The sequence below is a fragment of the Streptomyces sp. NPDC001020 genome, assembly GCF_053599115.1.
On the sequence record NZ_JBSFLQ010000034.1, the window covers coordinates 25,015 to 44,803 of the forward strand.

The following is a 19,789-nucleotide window of genomic DNA, read 5'->3' on the forward strand; positions in this document are numbered from 1 at the left end:
GCGGCGTTCCCAACGGCCGTACCCGAACGCGCGCGCGACAACGCCCGCACTGAAAGAGGAAGACATGATGGTCCCGAACGCTGCCGAGGTGTTTCTCGAAGGCTTCGAACGGATCCTGGCCGACGCCGCCCCGACCGGCCGGCGCCTCACGCGCGACGAGATCGAGTCCCGTCGCGCCCTCGGCGCCCAGGCGGCCGAGGCCGGGCACGGCTGGCGTGGCCTGGTGCGGGCGCATCTCACCGCGGGCCGGGAGGGATGGCCCGCGGCGGCCGACCCGGACAGCGTCCTCTCCGTCATCGCGCAGGCGGTGGACGCCTTCGCCGACGGATACGAGCACGCGCAGCGCCTCGTCGTCCGCAAGGAGGAGGCGGCCCGGCGGGAGTTCATCGACGACCTGCTCCATGGGCGGGGGGAACCGGGTCAACTCGCGGCTCGTTCCGAACGGTTCGGACTTCGTCTGTCCCGTGCTCACGCGGTCGCCGTGGCCGAGGGGCCGGAGAAGTACGACGAGACCGACCCCGTGCCCCGCAAGGTGGTGAGCGAGCTGTTCGCGCGCTTCGAGAACCGCCGCATCCTGTTCACCACGAAGGACGGGCGGATGCTCTGTATCGCCCCCGGTGACCAGGACGACGTCCTCACCCACTTCGCAAAACTCGCCTACGCCTCCACCACGGGCACGAGTCAGGTCGCCATCGGCCGGTCCCGGCCGGGTGTGATCGGGATCGGGCACAGCTACGAGGAGGCGCTCAACGCCCTGGACGTGGCACAGCGCATGGGTTTCGAAGACCCCCTGCTCCGCGCCGCCGACCTGCTGGTCTTCCCGGTACTGGCCCGGGACCGGCAGGCCCTGGTGGATCTGGTCGGCAACACCCTGGGGTCGTTGGAAGAGGCGCGGGGTGGGGCACGGCCACTGCTGGAGACCCTCGCCGCGTATTTCGACACCGGTTGTGTGGCCGCCGAGACCGCCCGGCGGCTGTCGCTCAGCGTGCGCGCCCTGACCTACCGGCTGGCGCGTATCCACGCCTTGACCGACTACAACCCCACCGAACCCACCCACCGCTACACCCTGCAGACCGCGGTGATCGGCGCCCGCCTGCTCGACTGGCCGACCAGACCTCTGTGATGCGCACACGAAGACGGAGCGGGCTCGACGTTTCGCCGAGCGAGACGGGCAGGGCCGAGTCGGTCAGGACGGCGAGCAGCAGAAACGTGGCCCGTTCGGAGCCGCTGTTCGGGGCCGCTGCGGGGGCCGTTCATCCCCTGTGGCAGTCACTGGCGCGGCGGTGCGACCGAGAACCCAGTGGGAAAAATGCAGTCCAGGGGCTGCACATGGCAACTGCCGCGACGGACGGCGTCCCCGCGCCGATGTCGGGCAGCACCGGAAGGAATCTTCAGCATGATCGCGTGGGTGTCCCTCGGCAACGGAGCCAGGCCCGTTCCTCAACCCGTCGCCACTCCGCTGGTGTGGACCGGGGCCTTCGGCGGCGCACTCATGCTTGTGGCGCTCCTGAACACCATCGTGGGACCGGACCGCCCCGGCCTCGCCCTGACCGCGCTGTCGCTGCTGGCCATCCTGCTGAGCCTGTGCGCGCGATTCACCGCCGCTCCCGGCACGGCCGCCCTGTGCTGGCTGTTCCTCAACGGCTTCGCCATCCCGCCCGCGGGCACCCTCACCTGGGCCGGAGACCGTGACACCTTCTGGCTCGCCTGCCTGCTCGCCGCCGCTCTCGTCGGTACCGCACTGGCCCGCCTGGTTCACGCCAGAGCCGCCTACCGTCGCCTGACCGCCGGAGGCGCTCCCACAACGCCCGGACCTGACGAGTGGCTGTCAGATTTCTGACGGCACCGACGCACAGGGCTCGGGCACGGACCGGGCCGCCAAGCAGGCAGTGGATCATTCACCCGGTGGGGCGCCTCCCGACTCCGTGGTTCCGGAGGAGTGGTGGAACGCGCCGGGCCGGATGGCGCGTCCGAGGTGGTGGTCGGGGTGGGGGACGGGGGTGCGGCGGACGGCGATGAGGGCGACGTCGTCGCCCAGGCGTCCGCCGGTGTAGGCGATCAGGTCGCGCTGGAGGTGGTGCAACAGGGTCTCGGGATGGTGGTCGGCCCACTGGGTGGCGCGTTCCACCAGCGGGTAGAAGGCGCCGTGCTGGTCGCGGGCCTCGATGATCCCGTCGGTGTAGAGGAGCAGCGTGTCGCCGGGGCCGAAGGGCAGGACCTCGAGGGTGTGCTGGTCGGGATCCGTCAGGCCGATCCCGAGCGGTGGTGAGGGATGGAGGCTGGGCACGGTCACGGTCAAGTCCGGGCCGAGCAGCATGGGTGCCAGGTGGCCACAGCTGGTGATCCGGATGACGGGCTCCTCATCGGGGATCTCCAGCAGGAGAGCGGTGACGAAGCGTTCGCCGGCCTCCTCCTCGGACTCGAAGTCGGCGAGGTAGTGGGCGATGCTGCGCTCCAGGGCGGCGGCGAGTTGCGGCAGCGAGGCGTGCCGGTGGGCGGCCTCGCGGAAGGCACCGAGCAGAAGGGCGGCCTCGCCGAGGGCGGGCAGCCCCTTGCCGCGCACGTCGCCGATCATCACTCGGGCCGCGCCGTCGGTGCGGGCGGCGGCGTACAGGTCGCCGCCGATCTCGGCCTCCTCCTCGGCGGCCACGTAGCGGCAGGCGAGCTGCAGCGGTCCGAGCCGGGTGGGCAACGGCCACAGCAGGACGTGCTGGGCGGCCTCGGCGACTGTCCGTACCTGAGCCAGCTGACGTCTGTTCCGGTCACGCACCACACAGAAGCACACGACCACCGACGAAAGGACCGCCAGGGCGATCATCGGAACCACGAAGTTCCGAGTCAACAGCTGGCCGTGTTCCCACCCGGTGAACGCCTGGCCCGCCACGGCCAGGGCCCCGATGCCGCTGGTCACCCAGGGTCCTTCGAACCATGCCGTGATCGCGGGCGCGACCGCCAGCAGCGGACTGAGGACGATGTCGGTCGGGGTCACGATGTCGGAGAACGTGATCAGGACGATGAGCGCCACCGGTATCAGGAGGAGCAGATGGTTGGACTGCCGCGGCTGCCCGAGGCCGGCGACACGTTGCTGTCTCGCGTCCATGTCTTCCACAGTGCACTGCCGTTCAACGGCGTGCGAGTGCGGTCACAGCATGTGTGGGCGCGGGTACGAGTTGTCTGCTGTCACCAGTACCGTCCAGGGAGCCGCACGGTACCGCGCCGGGCGGAGACCGCTGTGAGCGCGTCACCGGCGAAACCCAGGAGTCCGGATCGATAATCACCACGAACAGGAGGAACTTCGATGCCCGAGGAACATCCGATTCTCGTGACCGGCGCTGCGGGAAGTGTCGGAGCGGTCGGGAGGACCGTGGTGGAACTCCTTCGGGAAAGGGAATTTCCCGTACGCGCCTTCGTCCACCGGGACGACCTCCGCGCCGAGGCGCTGCGCGCGATCGGCGCGGAGGTCGTCGTAGGTGATCTCACCCGTGCCTCAGTCGTCGCACGCGCCATGGCGGACTGCCGACGCGTCTACTTCGGCATGGGAGTGTCCGCACAGTATCTGGAGGCCACGGTCACCGCCGGAGTGGTCGCGCGTGACCACGGGCACCTCGAGGCGTTCGTCAACATGTCGCAGATGACCGTGGCCCAGATGAACGCCGCAAGCACATCCGAATCCGACCAACAGCGACAGCACTGGCTGGCTGAACAAGTCCTGAACTGGTCCGGCCTGGCTCTCATTCATGTGCGGCCGACTGTGTTCATGGAGAATCCGCTCTTCCGGCTCGCGTACTCCTCCATGAAGGAGAGCGGAACGATCCGTCTGCCGTTCGGCCGCGGGAAGACCTCCCCTATCGCCGCCCGGGACGTGGCGGAAGTCGTCGCGACCATTCTCATGGATCCGTCGCCGCACGTCGGAAGGACTTACCACCTCACCGGAGCGTCCTCCCGTGACATGACGGCCATTGCCGCGGAGTTCTCCACGGCACTGGGCCGGACCATCACCTACGTCGATGTGCCGTTCGACTCGTGGGCCGGGCAGGAACTCGCGTCACTGGGACTTCCCGCCCATGTGTTTGAGCACGTCTCCATGATGGCGCGTCTCCATGCGGAGAACCGGTACGACCGCGCGACGGACGACGTGCGGAAGATCGTCGGTCGAGGGCCCTCCGGCGTGGAACAGTTCGTGGAGAACAATCCCGAACTTTTCGCGTGATGAGGGGGGATGCACCTCACTCCCCGGCACGCTCCCCAAGATGACCACTGGACCGGAGAACGGCGTAGCCGACGCCGATGCCGATGGCCACCGGCCATTCGAGGACGCTCGCGACCGCCAGTGCGCCCAGGCCGGTGTACAGCGGCAGGCCGCCCTTGGCGGGCAGTACACGCCGGGCGGTGGCCATGGGCACTGTCGCGGCATTGATCGCCATGGTGGCAGCCTCGCCGAGCGTTGACGGCACGGTGAGGGTGATCGTGCGCCCGCGGGACGAGTCGGTGGTCTTCTTCTTCGGCGGTTTCGCGGCCGGTTCCGTACCGGGCCGTTGTGTGCTCTTCGCCTTCGCGGCGGGGCGCGACGCCCTGGCGTTCCTCGTACCTGTGCGTTTGCCAGTGGTCTTCGGCGTGGTCACCGTTCACATCCGTTCGTGGGTCCGGGACTTCGCCCCCCGCTGAGAGAAAGCTACCCGCGCGCTCGGGGCCCTGCGAGCCAGGAAGCCGTTCGGATCAGCACCACGGGCGGGTGGGTCCGGAGTGGGTCAAGATGATCGGAATCGGAGGAGGGACCGGCCTGCTCAGGAGGTGGCGCGCGGATGTCGTTGCTGTCAGGGGTGCGCCCCCAACTGCCCGCGGCGCTCGCCGGCAGGCTGGTGAGCCGGATGGCCGCCGGTGCGCGCGGGGCCGCCGACACGGCCGCCGCGCTGCTCGGGTTGGAGCGGCGGGATGTGTGGTCCCGCCCCGGGCGCTGCCACATCGAGGTGCGGGGAGTGCGGGGCCCCCGCGGCACGACGGTGGGCCGCATCGTCGAACGCGCACTCGAGGAGCATCCCGGCGTGCTGTGGGCACGGGTGAACGCCCCGACGGGGCGGGTCGTCGTCGAGCTGGCCTCGCCTCCCCCACCACAGCAGGAGCTGAACCGGATCGTCGCCCACGCTGAGGCCCATGGAGCCGCTACGACCATGGAGCCTGGCGGGCTCGACGGCTGGTGTCCCGAGCCGCACCATCCGTGTGAGGGGCTGCGCAGACGGCCGACGCTTCCGGTGCTGGTGGCAGATGTCACGGGCCTGCTGCTCGCGGTGGCCACGCGCGTGTCACCGTGGACGCCGTTGCCGGCCGAAGTGGGGGCCCTGGTCACGGCAGTTCAGCACCATCCCCGCCTGCGCACAGTGGTGACGAGGGGCATCATCGGACACGCGCGTCCCGACTTGGTGGTGCCGGTGCTCAACGCGATCGTCCAGGGCGTGGCCACGCGTGGTGGCGGACTGGTGCTCGACGCCGCACAGCGCGTGGCGCAGTGGCGGGAGGCGAACGCCGCCCTCGCCGCGTGGGCGGAGGCGGAGCCGCGGCTGGTTCCGGGGCCCGAGGACGCGCACGCCGAACCGATCGTGAGGGAACGGCCGAAGGTGCGTGAAGACACGACGACGCGGTATGCCGAACGGGCCATGGAGGCCGGGGCCGCCGTCGGCGCCCTTACTCTGCCGTACGCGGGCCCGCGGCGCGCGCTGTCGGTGGCGCTGTCCAGCATGCCGAAGGCGCCGGAGGCCGGGCGGGAGGGCTTCGCCACCAGCCTCGGCCGGTTCCTCGCGCTGCGCGGCGTCGTGGCCATGGACCGCAGCGTGCTGCGTCGTCTGGGCCAGGTGGACACCGTGCTCCTGGACGTGGACACGTTGCGCAGCGGCCGATACGAACTCACCGACCTGGTGCTGTTCGGCGACACCGGGCTGGAAGAGGTGTCCGAACCGCTCTTCGCCCTGTTCGACCCGGCCGTGCCCTCGCAGGTCCACCACGACGGCGAAGGCTGGTCACTCGGTCCTCTGGAGGACCTCGAGCTGACCGGCCGCACCGGGCGGCGGGCCGCGGACCGGCTGCGGTGCCAGGGCAGTGAACTGGTGCTGGGCCTGGTCTTCCGGCGCCGCCTGGTGGCCGTGGCAGGGGTGGCGACGCAGACGCTTCCGGGCGCTCAGGCCCTGACCGCCGCCGCCCGCCGCTCAGGTATGCGCGTGGTCCTAGCCAGTGACCAGCCCTACCCGGAACTCGGCTTCGTCGACGCGATGGTGCCGGCGGGGGGCCATCTGGTGGCGTCGGTACGCGCTCTGCAGGCGGACGGTGCGACCGTGCTGCTGGTGTCGGGCAACCGGCGTGCACTGGGGGCGTCCGACTGCGGCATCGGGGTCCACCGGGCGGGGGAGCCTCCGGCCTGGGGCGCCCACCTGCTGGTCGGCACCGACCTGGACTCGGTCGCATTGATCCTGACCGGCGTAGGGGTGGCTCGCCAGGTCGACCGGGACTGCGCCGTACTGGCCGCGAGCGGCAGCGGCATCGGAGCGGTGGCCGCGATGCGCGCACGGGCCGCCGAGGCGTGCTCGCGCGGACAGACAGCATGCACCACCGCCGGGGGGATCGCCTTCGGCCTGGGGGCCTGGCGTGCCCGGCAGCTGTGCTCACGCCCCATCACCCCCTCCGTGGCGACGGTTCCCTGGCACCTGATGCCGCCCGCGAGGGTCCTGGACCGGCTGCGCACGAGTAGCGCCGGCCTCTCCGCCGAGGAGGCCGCGGCACGCGCCAAGGACCCCCGGGGCACAGGGACGGCGAGAACCAGCGTGCTGTCCGCGTTCATCGAGGAACTGGCCAACCCGCTGACACCGGTGCTCGCCGGCGGCGCGGCTCTGGCCGCCGCGGTGGGATCGAGGGCGGATGCCGTGCTGGTCGCCTCGATCACGGCCACGTCGGCGCTGGTCGGTGGTGTCCAGCGGGTCCGGACCGAGCGTGCCCTCGCCGATCTGACCGCCCGCTCCGCGGTGTGGGCACGCGTACGTCGCGGGGGTGGCGAGCGGCTGGTCACCGCCGAGGCCCTGGTACCGGGGGACATCGTTCTGCTCCGGCCCGAGGACGTGGTGCCCGCCGACTGTCGTCTGCTGGAGGCCCATGGGCTGGAGATCGACGAGTCGTCGCTGACCGGCGAGTCCCTGCCCGTGGCCAAGGACCCGGCGCCGGTGGTCGCCCCGCAGCTCACCGGGCGCCACTCGATGCTCTACGAGGGCACCACCGTCTCCGCCGGGCAGGCGGTCGCCGTGGTCGTGGCCACGGGTGCGGCCACCGAGGCCGGCCGCACCATGGCCAGCGCGCGGGAAGCGGCACCGGTGACCGGGGTCGAGGCGCGGTTGTCGTCGCTGACCAAGGCCAGCCTGCCGGTGGCGACGGCCTCCGCCGCCGCGGTGGCGGTCGCCGGACTGCTGCATGGGCGCCCACTTGCCAAGAGCTTGGTATCAGCGGTGAACCTGGCTGTCGCCTCGGTACCCGAAGGCCTGCCGTTCCTCGTCAACGCGGCCCAACTGGCCTCTGCGCGCCGTCTGGCCGAGCATGGCGCGCTGGTACGCAATCCGCGCACGATCGAGGCGCTGGGCCGGGCCGACGTTCTGTGCTTCGACAAGACCGGCACCCTCACCGAGGGCGATCTCCAGCTCTCCGCCGTCAGCGACGGCGAGCGGACCTTTCCCGTCGACCGGCTCGGCCCCCAGCACAAGGTGGTGCTGGCCGCCGCGCTGCGTGCCACGCCTGCCGCCCGGCAGTCCGAACCGATGGCCCATCAGACCGACAGGGCGGTGGACACGGGGGCCCGTCGGGCGCGAGTCTCGGTCAGCCGCGGCGCTCCCCACTGGCGACGTACGGACACCCTGCCCTTCGACCCGTCCCGCGCGTACCACGCCACGGCGGGCCGAACCGCCGGTTCCACCCGGCTCAGCATCAAAGGCGCCCCCGAAGTCGTGCTGGCTCGCTGCCGGCGCAGGCGTCTGGACGGGGCGGAGACGACGCTCGACGCCGCCGGCCGCAAGGCGCTCAACACGGCCACCGAGGAACTCGCCGGTGCCGGACGGCGTGTTCTCGCCGTGGCCGAACGAACCCTGGGGCCGGGTGAGGAACTCACCGACGCCACGGTGCGGGACCTGGTCTTCATCGGCTTCGTCATTCTGGCCGACCCGGTGCGCCCCGGGGCGGCGTCGGCCACCGCCCGGCTGCGCGCCGCCGGGGTGCACACGGTCCTGCTCACCGGGGACCACGCCGCCACCGCCGAGGCCATCGCGGCCTCCGTCACCGGCGACCTGAAACAAACCGTGTGCACGGGACCGGAGCTGGACGCACTCGACGACGACACGCTCGACTCGGTGTTGCCGAAGGTGGATGTGATCGCCCGGTGCACCCCGCACCACAAGGTCCGCATCGTCCAGGCCTACCAACGTCTGGGCCGGGTCGTGGCGATGACCGGCGACGGTGCCAACGACGCCCCCGCCATCCGCCTCGCCGACGTCGGCATCGCCCTGGGACGACGCGGCACTCCCGCGGCCACGGCCGCCGCCGACCTGGTCATCGGTGACGACCGTCTGGAGACGATCGTCACCGCCCTGACCGAGGGCCGGGCGATGTGGACCTCGGTCAGGACCGCGCTGGCCATCCTGATCGGCGGCAATCTCGGTGAGGTCACCTTCAGCGTGCTGGCCTCCGCGCTGGTCGGCAGTTCACCGCTGAGCGCTCGCCAGATCATGCTGGTCAACCTTCTGACCGACCTCGCTCCCGCGCTGTCCATCGCAGTACGCACCCCGGCTGAGAGCACCGGAGAACAGCTCCTCCAGGAAGGCCCCCACCATGCGCTGGGCACCGCACTCACCCAGGAGATGCTGCAGCGTGGTCTCACCACCGCCCTCGGCGCCGGGCTGGCCTGGGCGGCGGCACGCTTCACCGGCACGCAACGCCGTGCAGGTACGGTGGCGCTGGCCGCCGTGGTCGGCACCCAGCTCGCACAGACTCTCACCAGCGGCGGCGCGGACCGCCAGGTGCTCGCGGCCACCGTCGGCTCGGCCGCCGTCATGGTCGGCATCATTCAGACTCCGGGTGTCAGCCAGTTCTTCGGATCCACCCCGCTGGGCCCCATCGGCTGGGGCATCGTCCTGGCGGCCATCACCACCGCGACGCTCCTCCACTCGGAGCTGAAGCCGCTCGCCTGCCGCCTGGCCGACACGAGATGGATGCCTTCCGCGTCCGAGGAGGCTGACGACACAGGAGAGTCCTCACCACTGACTCCGGCCACGGCTGCCCTCACGGCAGCACCCATCGCCTGGCTGAGCAGGGCGCTGTGCCGCCTCGGCCTGCTCACACCTGGGCTCGGCAACGTCAGCGGCTGACCTGGCCGCCGTGGGCACTTCACCACGGCCGGTGTCAGTGCAGCGCCGCTCGCCGTGCTGTGCGGGCCCCCACAGTCGGCGAGCACACATCCCGCCACGGTAGCCAGCAGTGCCCGGCGACTGGGTGTCATCCCCGCCCCTGCCTGGTCGAAGGTTACCGACAGGCGGCCGTGGGCCACCGCCACGGCAACGGTAAGCGGTGCGCGGGCCGCGACCGGGCAGGCGGCGGACACGAGTTCGCCGCACCGGGGAACTCGCGATGCCGCCGTGCCTTCGCCGCCTCTGGGAGCGGCGGCCTCACATCTACCCGGTCCTCACCGGCTCGAATAGGTGTGACGCCCGCTGGGGAGCAACACGGCAGACCACTGGAGGGGGAACGCTCGCATGGGAACAGTGCTGCTCGTCGTGTTGGCCTTGGCCGTCGCCGGGGCTGTCGTCATGAAGCTGGTGCGGGCAGGGCAGAAGGAGGCCCGTGCCGAAAAGGCCCGGCTTGCCGATGACGCGCGCCGCCACGCTCGCCGCTCGCTGGACGCGGTCTGGGCGATGGACGACCGCCGGTTCGAGGAGTTCGTCGCCGGTCTGTGCCGCCGGGACGGCTGCACGGATGTGAAGCGGGTCGGTGGTGCCGGCGACCTGGGAGCCGATGTGACGGGCGCGCTGCCCGACGGCCGTCGCTTCGTCATCCAGTGCAAGCGTTATGCCAAGCACCGCACGGTCGGCAGCCGCGACATCCAGACGTTCAACGGCACCGCTCGCGTCGAGCACGGCGCCGACGTACCCGTGTTCGTGGCCTCCTGCGTGTTCACCAAGCCGGCCCGGGACTTCGCTGCCCGCCACGACCTGTGCCTGATCGACGTCAACCTGCTCGGCTTCTGGAACAACGGCACTGCCCTGACCTCGCTGCTGTCCCTGGACATCGGCCGTTCCGGCAACAACCGCAGGCTCCGCCCCGACCCCGAGTGAACCTCACGGGCATACCGGCGCACTCGTCCGACGGGCATGCAGGCGCGCCGATGGCGCCCGCCCCGTGCACAGGGCGGGCGCCATCGGCTGCTGGTGGGCTAGAAGACTCGGCGAGGCAAACTCAGCCTTTTGGGGCACTAGCAGTGGTTGGGCACATTCCCCTTGTCATTGCCCTTCAGGTAGACGGCACTGACATAGCCGGTGCCGCCGGAGTTGAGCTTGAGGCGGACCCAGTTGCGGTTGCTGATGCCGCCGTCGTTGACCAGGTCACCTTCGAGCCAGCACTCCCCGTCGTAGCTGAAGCCGTTGTTGACAAAGCTGACGACCCGCTCACCCCGCGCAGGACCGGCGTACACGTTGGCGTGTTTCCAGGCGACCACCATGGTGGAGGCAAGGGCAGGCGTGGCGGCGAGCATGCCGGTGCCGACCAGGGCCGCGCTCGCCCCGCCCAGAGCGAGGGCGCGCTTCGTCTTCGTGCCGAACATCTGTTTCTCCCGTTGGTCATCCGGCCCCGACGGACCGGGGCCTGGTGCGGGAGCGGAGTGACGCGTGGTGCATCCCCCGCCCCGTGATCCGACATGCTCCACGCTCGCCGATCACGCGCTGCGGCTCAATCGCTGATCGGAACGAGTGCGCGGGGCCGTGTTCGCGGCGCGCGTTCGATCGTGGAAGGGTGCGCCGCGCACGCCTCATGGGTGTCCGCCCGTCGGCAGACAGCCCCCTCCGACGGGCGGCAGGACGCACCCGTGCTGCGCGCCGGCAGGCGGGGCTTTGGTCGTGGACTCCGCCGAGTCGGCCTCGCATGCCCGTTTTCGGGTGAGGAACGTGTACTTGGCCGACGCGACGACGTCGCCACCGTCTCCCGGCCCTTCCGCACCTCGGTTCTCCACCGACGCGAGGTTCAGGCCGCGCGGGTGAAGACGGGCAGGTAGCCGCGCAAGTGCCCGAGGGCCGTAGGGTGGTAGGACTCGGTGAGGGCCAGCAAGTTGATGCTGCGCATCCAGGGCTTCGTGGAGCAGATCTCGTGCCCACGGAAGGAGGCACTGACGTCGGCGAAGGTGAATCCGTGGTCGGCGGCGCGTTTCGCGGTCACGGTGTTGAGCTGGTCGACGGCCTTGTTGAGGGCCGACCGGGCGGTTTCAGCGAGGCCCGTCGCACATGCGCCGTTGAGCTCGTACAGGTGCGGATAACCCACGACCACGACGTGGGCGGCCGGGGCCTTCCTGCTGATGGCCTTGTAGAGACGGTCCAGGTTGCGCGGCAGGGTCTTGTCCATGTATGTACGCGCCCGTGCGACGGCGGACAGACATGCGCCGTTGCGCCGTAGCACACAGGTCTTCATGACGCTGGAGAAGCCTGCGTCACTGCCGCCGGCGGTGACACTGACCAAGCCGGTACGGGTGCTGAGCGGGTCGAGCTGACTACGCATCACATCACTCGTACGGGCGCCGTTGCACGCGGTGAAGCTGAACGACGACGGTGCATGGGCAGCGGCCCACAGGGCGGGAAAGGCCCGTTTGCTGCGCAGGCAGTCGCCGCTGGAGCCGAGGTAGTCGCCGGCTCCGACACCGGCGGAGTAGGAGTCACCCAGGGCCACATAGCCTTTGGCCGCTGCGCGCGGGGCCGCCTGTGTGGTCGTGGCGCCGGTGACGACGCAGGCGGCGGTGAGGAGGAGGGAGGACGCACCTGCCGCGATTCGGGACTGTCTCATACCTCTGCCATAGCATGGCCGGTTCGCCGCGGCGGCCATGCTCGTCCTCAGGCGTCAAGGCGTGTTGAGAAGGCCAAGCGGCATGCCGCTTCGTCGACGCCCGCGACGGAGGGGGATCTGCAGGGGAGCCGGGAGACAGAGGTGTGCCGGCGTGTGCGCGGACGTCACTCGAAGAGCCGTCACTCATCGAGGCTCTTCCTGTGATTTCTCCGGCGCCCGGGGACGCGGCCCCACCCGGTCAGGTCATCTCACGGCAGGTCACTCGGTGGGAGCACCTGGGTACGTGCTGGTCTGCTGCCTGACCGGGCACTTCAGCGAGTATGCGGACACCCGGGCGGCCAACGGGCGGCACGAGCGTGCCGCGGCCTGGTCGTTACAGGAGCGGCTGACGGGTCGTCAGCAAGACAGTGATGGCCGCCCCCGCGCGGTAGGCGTGGGGGCGCGCCTCAGCCCGTGTTGTGACGGTGACCGGTCACTGGTCGGAGGCCGCGGACACGGCCGTCCGGGCCATGCGCTCCACCAGTGAGATGCCGTCCTTCATCGACGTGTTGCCGTCCGAGAGGACCGCGACAAGGTACCGGTGCCCGTCCACGGTGACCTGTCCGACGCTGTTGATGTCCCACAGCCCGGTCGTACTGCGCTGCAGCCAACCGTTCTTCAACGCCCACCCGGATCCGGCGGCCGCCGAGACACCCCATGCCTGGTCGCCCGCTACATGGGCCATCAGCGTCCGGATGTAGGCCCGCGACGTCTCGTTCAGCGCGGCGGGGTCCGCGTTCGAGGCCGGGCTGGTGTCGAACAGCACGCGCAACAGTCGGATCTGGTCACTCGCCGTCGTCTGAGTGAGACCCCACAGGGGACCGGGGCCGCCCTTCGTCGAGGTCAGTCCCAGCCGCTTGTTCGCCGCCTCGAGCCCCGGCGCCAGACCGATCTGCCGCCACAGGGCACTCGTCGAGTCGTTGTCGCTGTGCTCGATCATCGCCTCCGCGTAGGCCTCCTCCTGGGGAGTGAGGGACCGTCCCGCGTCCTGTGCCTGGAGCAGCACCGCCGCGAGGATGTCGACCTTGATGATGCTCGCGGTGTCATAGGGGGTGTCGTCCCCGTAGACCGTTGGCTCGTGGTGTGTGCCGTCCAGTCCGAGCACCGCGGCTGTCACCCGTGCCTCGGGCTGCGGCTGCTCCGGACCGGGGGAGTCGGGAGCGCCGGCCCGCGCCGACGACGTGGCCGCGGCCGCCGGTACCGCGTTGAGTGCCTCGGCCGAGAAGAGTGTCGTCACTGACGCCAGGAGCACACCGGCGCAGGCGACGGCGCGCTTGGCTCGACGTCTGCCCGTGGTGTGCGGTCGCGGCAAGGAGAACAGTCGGTACGGCATGGAAGCAGGCCTCGGCAATTCATGGGGGAAGGGGGCATGCGACTACGAAAGTAGGCAAAACACCCGCTCGACGCGGTGACCGCCATCACCATGGGCGGCTTTCCGGCCAGATTGTGGCGAGAGCCATAGGCTGGAGTGTGCTCGCGGTCACATGGTGGGCCGTGTGCGGACTGACGGTGCTGTTCTGATCGCGACCACCCCCGTACGCCCCTTTCTGTACTCGGCTGCGTGACCGGTACGTGGGCGGTCACGCAGACGGGGAGTCCAGCTGTGTCTGGAGTCGCGCTCTGCCCGACCGGTCCAGCCAGCTGTCGAAGTCCATGACACCCGGGAATGCCTTCCGTACGAGTGCGAGGCCGATGTCGTGGAAGGTCCCGTTGGCCCAGGTCATCACCTTCGCGACCTCGGGGTCGTGCTCCCGAAGCACATCGAGCGGAATCTGCGCGTGGGGGACGGAGCGGACGGCCGCCAGGGGTACGACGAGACGACGGTTGCCGAGATCGCCGCGGCGGCGGAGACCGGCACCCGGACCTTCTTCGGGTACTTCGCCGGCGAGGAGGACATCTTGTTCCCCGACAGCGACGCGCGGGCGAGGGCCACGATCGCGGCGATCGCCGACCGCGACCCGGCCGAGGGGCCGGTGGACGTGTTGCTGCGGGCGCTCGACACCATCGCCGAGAGTGACGCCGACATGGTGAGCCCGATGGCCGCCGTGCGGATGCGGCTGTTCCACATGTCCCCGCGGTGCGGGGCAAGGCGCTGCAAGTCCAGCTCGCGGCGCAGCAAGAGATCGCGCAGGAGTTGCATGCGGCGTTCCCCGACGAGCTGGACCAGGTGACCGCAGCGGCGCTTTCCGGGGCGTTGACGGGGGCGGTGAGCGGCGCACTCGACGCGCTCATGGACGAGGAGGGTGCCGACGGTGTGGACACCGACCTCCGGGCGCGAGTGCGGCAGGCGACGGAACTGGCGCTGCGGCCTTGGCGGTCAGTGAGGACGTGAGTGGAGGGAGCCCGGACCGGTGAACCACGCCGCCCGGCGCCCCTCCCGCGACTTGGCCTCGGTCCCGCGCCGTCCGTGCCCCTCCAGTTGGTAGGCAATCAGACGATCACATGTCGTACGTGATTGATCAAAGATCGCGCTTCTTTCGTCATTCAAGAGCTCTCTCGGTCAGTCCCGGAGCAACTCGGTTGCCAGCCGCACACAGTCCGTAAGGTCCGGGGCACCAGCCCGGCGGGAGACGCCCGGGCCGCGGAGTGACCAGGAGGAGAAACCGGCATGGCCAATGTGGAGATCTCTCTCAAGGAGACGATGACCTCGATCGAGGGCGCCTTGGGGGCTGCTCTCGTCGACTACACCAGCGGTATGGCGCTGGGCACTCTGGGGGGTGGCAAGGACCTCGACCTGACCGTTGCCGCAGCCGGCAACACGGACGTGATCCGCGCCAAGGCCCGCACCATGGAGCACCTGGGCCTCAAGGGCGAGATCGAGGACATACTGATCACGCTCGGGAGCCAGTACCACATCATCCGCCCGCTCACCGGCCGCAGTGGCAACGGGTTGTTCCTCTACCTCGTGCTCGACAAGGCGAGGTCGAACCTCGCCATGGCCCGTCACCAGCTCAAGCGCATCGAGGCCGAACTGGAGGTGTGAGCAGCCGATTCCTCCATGCCTCCGCACGCCCATGAGTTGAAGATTTCTTCATCTGGGCACATCCAGATCAGGGCAATCACACGGGTGTGCGGAGCTGGAGCCGCGAGGATCGGTCAGCAACACAGCCCGCGGCGGCATGCGCCGGGCCGCCGCGCTCAGAACACAACCCGTCGAACGCGGCAGGGAGCGAGCGATTCACCATGCAGGTCCCCCTCTACCAGGCCAAGGCCGAGTTCTTCCGCATGCTCGGACACCCGGTGCGTATCCGGGTCCTGGAGCTGTTGCAGAGCGGCCCCGTCCCTGTACGCGACCTGCTCAGCGAGATCGAGATCGAACCGTCCAGCCTCTCGCAGCAACTGGCCGTACTGCGCCGCTCGGGAATCGTGGTGTCCATCCGGGAGGGCTCGACCGTCAGCTACGCGCTCGCCGGTGGCGACGTCGCCGAACTCCTGCGCGCGGCTCGCCGGATCCTGACCGAACTGCTCACGGGACAAAGCGAGTTGCTGGCTGAACTACGTCAGGCCGACCTCCAGCCGGCCCTGGCCCCGGGCGATACCGGCCGACCTTCGTGACGGTGCCGGAGGCGGTCTGTCACGACGTTTCCCACTCGCGGGCACGGCCCTGAACGTCACGCGGCCCCCTGCTGGACGGCGAGGGGGCTGATATCGCATCCGGCCGCGTCGGGCTCCGGCTCGGGGTCCCGGGGTGCGGGGATGGCGAGTTGGAGGCGGCTACCCGTGTTCGTCGTTGAGGCCCTCGTGGATTTGGCGCTGGAGGTCACGGTCGCGCAGGTCGCGGGCGACGAAGACGGTCTCCCGCCCGGTCAGGTCCCGCAACTCGCCACGGTGCCGCTTCGCGGGGATGTGCCGGTTGGCCCTGTCGGCAAGGGGCTGGCCGCGGTCCGGTCAAAACTGGGCAATGCGGCGAGAGTGTCTTCCGGAGCGGGTCTAGACTCGTATTTGTTTGAAAAGGCACCTCGTTCGGTGAGGCGTCTTCACGGACACAGGCCACTGACCCCACGACGTCGAGAGACCCCCAGGGTCAGGACACCTCTCCCCGGCCTAAGGGGTGAGGCCAGGTGGCTGCCCGCTCGCGGGATTACGCCGTGAAGTGCCAAAGCTCTGACGAGAAGGGGTGAATCAGCCGCGGTCATGCGGGCTGGTCGCTCTCTGCCGAGTCGATGACGACGCCGCCTGTCGGCGTCCCGGCCGGAAGGAGGCGAGAGACATGGATTGCAGTTGCAGTAGTCCGGGCCACAGTAGGCCCCTGATCCGTTTGTCCTCGCATTCTTCCGGCACGCGGTAACCACCTCCCTGCGCGGTACCCCGCGCTCGTGCACCCCCGCACGGCCGCCTGACGGCCGCGGGGCGGGTGAACGCTGTCCTGCGCACAGTAGTCGCGCAGGGTGATGGCTGCTGCGTGCCCCTGAGCTCCCCCACTGGGGGACCGGGAGGCACTGATGACCACCGAAGCCACCATGGGCACCGCCACGACGCATGCTGCGGTGCTCGACGACGCGCACGTCGGCGACATCCGCGGCGCGCTCGGCACCATCACACTCGATGACACCGCACCCCGGGCGGGACTGCCGGCGAAGCTGAAGACCCTGCTGGCGATCGTCGGCCCCGGGCTGATCGTGATGGTCGGCGACAACGACGCCGGAGCGTTCGCCACCTACGGCCAGGCAGGCCAGAACCACGGCACTCACCTGCTGTGGGCGCTGCTGCTGCTCGTGCCGGTGCTGTATGTGAACCAGGAGATGGTGCTGCGGCTCGGTGCCGTCACCGGAGTCGGTCACGCGCGCCTCATCCTGGAGCGGTTCGGGAAGTTCTGGGGTGCGTTCTCCGTGATCGACCTGTTCCTGCTCAACGCGCTCACCCTGGTGACCGAGTTCATCGGCATCACCCTGGCCGCCGGGTATCTCGGGCTGCCGAAGGCCGCCGCGGTGGTCCTGGCCGCCGTCGTCATCGTCGCGTCGGCGTTCACCGGCTCCTTCCGCCGGTTCGAGCGGGTGGCGATGACGCTGTGCGCGGCCTCACTGTTGCTGGTGCCGATCTATTTCATGATCCACCCCGCAACCGGCCAGATGGCACGGGACTTCGTCGTCCCGGACCTGCCCGGCGGTACTGGCCGGCTCGCCACTGTGATGCTCCTGATCATCGGCATCGTCGGCACCACGGTGGCGCCCTGGCAGCTGTTCTTCCAGCAGTCCTACGTCATCGACAAGCGGATCACCCCCCGGTTCATGCGCTACGAGAGGGCCGACCTGTGGATCGGCATCGTCGTGGTCGTCATAGGCGCGGCGGCCATGATGGGCTTCACCGCCGCCGCGTTCGCCGGCACACACGGGTTCGGGAACTTCACCGACACGGCCGGCATCGCGTACGGCCTCCAGGCAAAGGCGGGCAAGCTCGCCGGCGTGCTGTTCGCGATCGCGCTGCTGGACGCCTCGATCATCGGCGCCTTCGCCGTCTCCCTGTCCACCGCATACGCCATCGGGGACGTGCTCGGGCTCAAGCACTCCCTGCACCGCGGAGTCGGGGGCGCCAAGGGTTTCTACGCCGTCTACGCCGGCCTGGTCGCGGCGGCTGCCGCCATCGTGCTGATCCCCGGATCCCCGCTCGGGCTGCTGACCGAGGGCGTGCAGACCCTCGCCGGGGTCCTGCTGCCGTCCGCGTCGGTGTTCCTGTTGCTGCTGTGCAACGACCGCCAGGTCCTCGGCCCATGGGTGAACGGCGCAAAGACCAACGCGTTCACCGCCGCGGTGGTCGGGGTGCTGGTCGCCCTGTCGGTGATCCTGACCGCCGCAGTGCTCTTCCCGGACCTCTCCGCAGGCGCGATCTTCAAGATCATGGCCGCTTGTGCCGTCACCGGCATGCTGGCCACCGGTTACGCGCTGCTGAAGCGTCGTACCGCCGGCCCGGAGCCGGTTGACCGGACCGGCCGCGACACGTGGCGGATGCCGCCGCTTCAGACACTGACGAAGCCGGTGATGTCCACCGCCCGCAAGGTCGGCATGGGCGCGCTGCGCACCTATCTGCTCATCGCCATGGTCCTGGTCGTCATCAAGATCTTCCAAGTGGCGCTCGGCCACTGACGGTCGCTGTCGATGACGGGGGGCGGCGCCGGCACCACCGGTGCCGCCCCGTCGCTTCACAGGAGGGAGCTCTCTCTGTACGGCGGGCTCATTGCCGGTCTCCGGCCGACGGATCCGGATCAGCCCCCCGCCCTCCTTCGCCCCGAACGCTACTGGCGGGTGACTTGCCACCTGGTTCCTCGCTCGTCAACGGCACCCCGTTTCCCGCCTTCCGCTGCGGTGGTATCGCGCCGAGGTGCAACATGACGACACATGAGCAGAGACCGCTACGTCGACTTCTTGCGCGCGTGGGCGATCATCCTCGTGGTCTTCGGCCACTGGCTGATCACCGCCCTGGTCCGGGGACCCGATGGGGAGATCACGGCACCGGAGTTGCTTGCGGTTCTTCCCTGGACCCAGTGGCTGACCCTGGCGTTCCAGATCATGCCCCTGTTCTTCCTGGCCGGGGGCCACGCCGCAGGTGGCTCATGGTCGCGTGCCCGTGCGGCCGGTGCCACGGCCACAGGGTGGGTGCGACAGCGGGCATTGCGGCTCCTGCTGCCGACGGTCGTCTACAGCGGTCCGGCGCTGCTGGCCGTCGGTATCTGTGCGGCGTTCGGCGTGGCCCCGGACACGCTGGCGCTGGTGGGATGGGCGATGGCGATGCAGTTCTGGTTTCTTCCGGTGTATCTGGTCCTCAGCGCTCTGACGCCCGCGCTGCATACGGCGCATCGGCGCTGGGGACACCGTGTCCCCGTGGTCATGGGCACGGCTGCGCTGGCGGTCGACACCGTGGTGCTGGCGGCGCACGCGCCGTACGTCGGCTTGGTCAATTACGCGCTCGTGTGGGGAGTCGCCTATCAACTGGGCTTCTGCTGGCGGGACGGCCTGCTGACCGCGCGTCGGCGGGTGCCGGTCGCGATGGCCGTGGGCGGTGGGCTGGCCTTCGCGGGGCTCGTCGCCCTCGGGCCGTTCCCGGTCAGTCTGATCCTGGTGACCGGGCAGCGCCCCAGCAACACCGATCCGCCGTCTGCGGCGATGCTGGCCTGGGCCCTGGCCCAGGTGGGTCTGTGCCTTCTCGTCGCGCCGAGGGTGCGGCGGTTGATGGACCGCGAGCGGGTGTGGCGAATGGTGCGCCCCGTGGGCGGCGCCACCATGACCCTGTACCTGTGGCACATGCTGCCGGTGCTGATCGTCGCCGCCGCGTTCTACCTGACCGGGCTCGCTCCCCAGCCCGCATTCGGGTCCCCGGCATGGTGGGCCCTGCGTGTGCCGTGGCTGCTGGTGCTCGGCATCGTTCTGACCGGTGTCGTGTTCGTGCTGAAGCCGCTGGAGCGCGCACTGTCGGTGCTGTACGAGTGGACCCGCCCGCGGGTCGACCTGCGTCGTTCCTGGAGGCTGTGGCTCGGCCTGGCCGCAACCGGCGCCGCGCTCACCCGCTTTGCCGTACAGGGCCTGGCACACGACGGCCGCTTCCCAGGGCTGCCCGCCCTGGGCCTGTTCCTGGGAGCCCTCCTGGTGATGTTTCCCCAGCGGGCAGTGTCACGCGACGGTGCCTCCTGTTCCGGGCCCGACGAGGCCGCGTCGGTCATCGACCACCCGGACCGTGGCGCCGCCGCGTGAGCGACATG

18 protein-coding genes and 1 riboswitch are annotated in these 19,789 nt (G+C 70.0%); of the genes, 12 read left to right on the forward strand and 6 right to left on the reverse strand.

Annotated elements, in window-relative coordinates; translation table 11 throughout:
- The first annotated feature begins 64 nt into the window (after positions 1-64).
- Together ACWDEX_RS27615 and ACWDEX_RS27620 are read left to right on the forward strand one after the other, a co-directional pair.
- Entirely contained in the window at positions 65-1,123 is a 1,059-nt protein-coding gene (locus ACWDEX_RS27615; protein ID WP_450466883.1) for a PucR family transcriptional regulator, read from the forward strand.
- A gap of 273 nt (positions 1,124-1,396) precedes the next feature.
- A complete protein-coding gene (locus tag ACWDEX_RS27620; RefSeq protein WP_450466884.1) occupies positions 1,397-1,840 on the forward strand; it encodes a hypothetical protein in 444 nt (147 codons plus the stop codon).
- 54 nt (positions 1,841-1,894) lie between these two features.
- Here the strand turns inward: ACWDEX_RS27620 and ACWDEX_RS27625 are convergent, their stop codons facing one another.
- A complete protein-coding gene (locus ACWDEX_RS27625) occupies positions 1,895-3,100 on the reverse strand; it encodes a PP2C family protein-serine/threonine phosphatase (protein ID WP_450466885.1) in 1,206 nt (401 codons plus the stop codon).
- A 198-nt stretch (positions 3,101-3,298) separates the two neighbouring features.
- Between ACWDEX_RS27625 and ACWDEX_RS27630 the strand changes: the two genes are divergently transcribed.
- A complete protein-coding gene (locus ACWDEX_RS27630) occupies positions 3,299-4,210 on the forward strand; it encodes an NAD(P)H-binding protein (protein ID WP_450466887.1) in 912 nt (303 codons plus the stop codon).
- Between the two features lie 16 nt (positions 4,211-4,226).
- Here ACWDEX_RS27630 and ACWDEX_RS27635 read toward each other — a convergent pair whose 3' ends face one another.
- A complete protein-coding gene (locus ACWDEX_RS27635; protein WP_450466889.1) occupies positions 4,227-4,424 on the reverse strand; it encodes a hypothetical protein in 198 nt (65 codons plus the stop codon).
- On the opposite strand from ACWDEX_RS27635, the gene ACWDEX_RS27640 reads away from it, so the two are divergent.
- From ACWDEX_RS27640 to ACWDEX_RS27650, 3 genes are all read left to right on the forward strand, one after another.
- Positions 4,414-4,665, forward strand: a complete 252-nt coding sequence (locus ACWDEX_RS27640; RefSeq protein WP_450466890.1) for a hypothetical protein — start codon at positions 4,414-4,416, stop codon at positions 4,663-4,665. The genes ACWDEX_RS27635 and ACWDEX_RS27640 overlap by 11 nt on opposite strands.
- A 137-nt stretch (positions 4,666-4,802) precedes the next feature.
- Positions 4,803-9,386, forward strand: coding sequence for an HAD-IC family P-type ATPase (locus tag ACWDEX_RS27645; RefSeq protein ID WP_450466891.1), 4,584 nt, complete (start codon positions 4,803-4,805; stop codon positions 9,384-9,386).
- Positions 9,387-9,770: 384 nt separating this feature from the next.
- On the forward strand, positions 9,771-10,349 hold the full coding sequence (locus ACWDEX_RS27650) for a restriction endonuclease (RefSeq protein ID WP_450466893.1): 579 nt from the start codon (positions 9,771-9,773) through the stop codon (positions 10,347-10,349).
- Between the two features lie 137 nt (positions 10,350-10,486).
- Here the strand turns inward: ACWDEX_RS27650 and ACWDEX_RS27655 are convergent, their stop codons facing one another.
- The 4 genes from ACWDEX_RS27655 to ACWDEX_RS27670 form a co-directional block, all read right to left on the reverse strand.
- Complete coding sequence (locus ACWDEX_RS27655; RefSeq protein ID WP_450466894.1) at positions 10,487-10,834, reverse strand: SH3 domain-containing protein; 348 nt, start codon at positions 10,832-10,834, stop codon at positions 10,487-10,489.
- Positions 10,835-11,250: 416 nt separating this feature from the next.
- On the reverse strand, positions 11,251-12,060 hold the full coding sequence (locus ACWDEX_RS27660; RefSeq protein ID WP_450466895.1) for an SGNH/GDSL hydrolase family protein: 810 nt from the start codon (positions 12,058-12,060) through the stop codon (positions 11,251-11,253).
- 472 nt (positions 12,061-12,532) lie between these two features.
- Complete coding sequence (locus tag ACWDEX_RS27665) at positions 12,533-13,432, reverse strand: serine hydrolase (protein ID WP_450466896.1); 900 nt, start codon at positions 13,430-13,432, stop codon at positions 12,533-12,535.
- A 247-nt stretch (positions 13,433-13,679) separates the two neighbouring features.
- The gene (locus tag ACWDEX_RS27670) at positions 13,680-13,823 is read right to left on the reverse strand and encodes a hypothetical protein (protein WP_450466897.1); all 144 of its coding nucleotides are present in this window, start codon (positions 13,821-13,823) and stop codon (positions 13,680-13,682) included.
- A gap of 21 nt (positions 13,824-13,844) precedes the next feature.
- Between ACWDEX_RS27670 and ACWDEX_RS27675 the strand changes: the two genes are divergently transcribed.
- The 6 genes from ACWDEX_RS27675 to ACWDEX_RS27700 all read left to right on the forward strand — a co-directional run bounded on the left by ACWDEX_RS27675 (position 13,845) and on the right by ACWDEX_RS27700 (position 19,781).
- Positions 13,845-14,270: a helix-turn-helix domain-containing protein gene (locus ACWDEX_RS27675; RefSeq protein ID WP_450466899.1), complete on the forward strand. Its 426-nt coding sequence runs from the start codon at positions 13,845-13,847 to the stop codon at positions 14,268-14,270.
- Positions 14,267-14,431: a hypothetical protein gene (locus ACWDEX_RS27680; RefSeq protein ID WP_450466900.1), complete on the forward strand. Its 165-nt coding sequence runs from the start codon at positions 14,267-14,269 to the stop codon at positions 14,429-14,431. Before ACWDEX_RS27675 ends, ACWDEX_RS27680 begins: the two co-directional genes overlap by 4 nt.
- Positions 14,432-14,707: 276 nt before the next feature.
- Complete coding sequence (locus ACWDEX_RS27685; protein WP_450466902.1) at positions 14,708-15,082, forward strand: hypothetical protein; 375 nt, start codon at positions 14,708-14,710, stop codon at positions 15,080-15,082.
- Between the two features lie 200 nt (positions 15,083-15,282).
- Complete coding sequence (locus ACWDEX_RS27690) at positions 15,283-15,654, forward strand: ArsR/SmtB family transcription factor (RefSeq protein ID WP_450466903.1); 372 nt, start codon at positions 15,283-15,285, stop codon at positions 15,652-15,654.
- Positions 15,655-16,050: 396 nt separating this feature from the next.
- A riboswitch (M-box (ykoK) riboswitch) is annotated at positions 16,051-16,223 on the forward strand.
- Between the two features lie 318 nt (positions 16,224-16,541).
- On the forward strand, positions 16,542-18,179 hold the full coding sequence (locus ACWDEX_RS27695; protein WP_450466904.1) for an Nramp family divalent metal transporter: 1,638 nt from the start codon (positions 16,542-16,544) through the stop codon (positions 18,177-18,179).
- Positions 18,180-18,431: 252 nt separating this feature from the next.
- Positions 18,432-19,781, forward strand: coding sequence for an acyltransferase family protein (locus ACWDEX_RS27700; protein ID WP_450466905.1), 1,350 nt, complete (start codon positions 18,432-18,434; stop codon positions 19,779-19,781).
- Positions 19,782-19,789 lie beyond the last annotated feature (8 nt).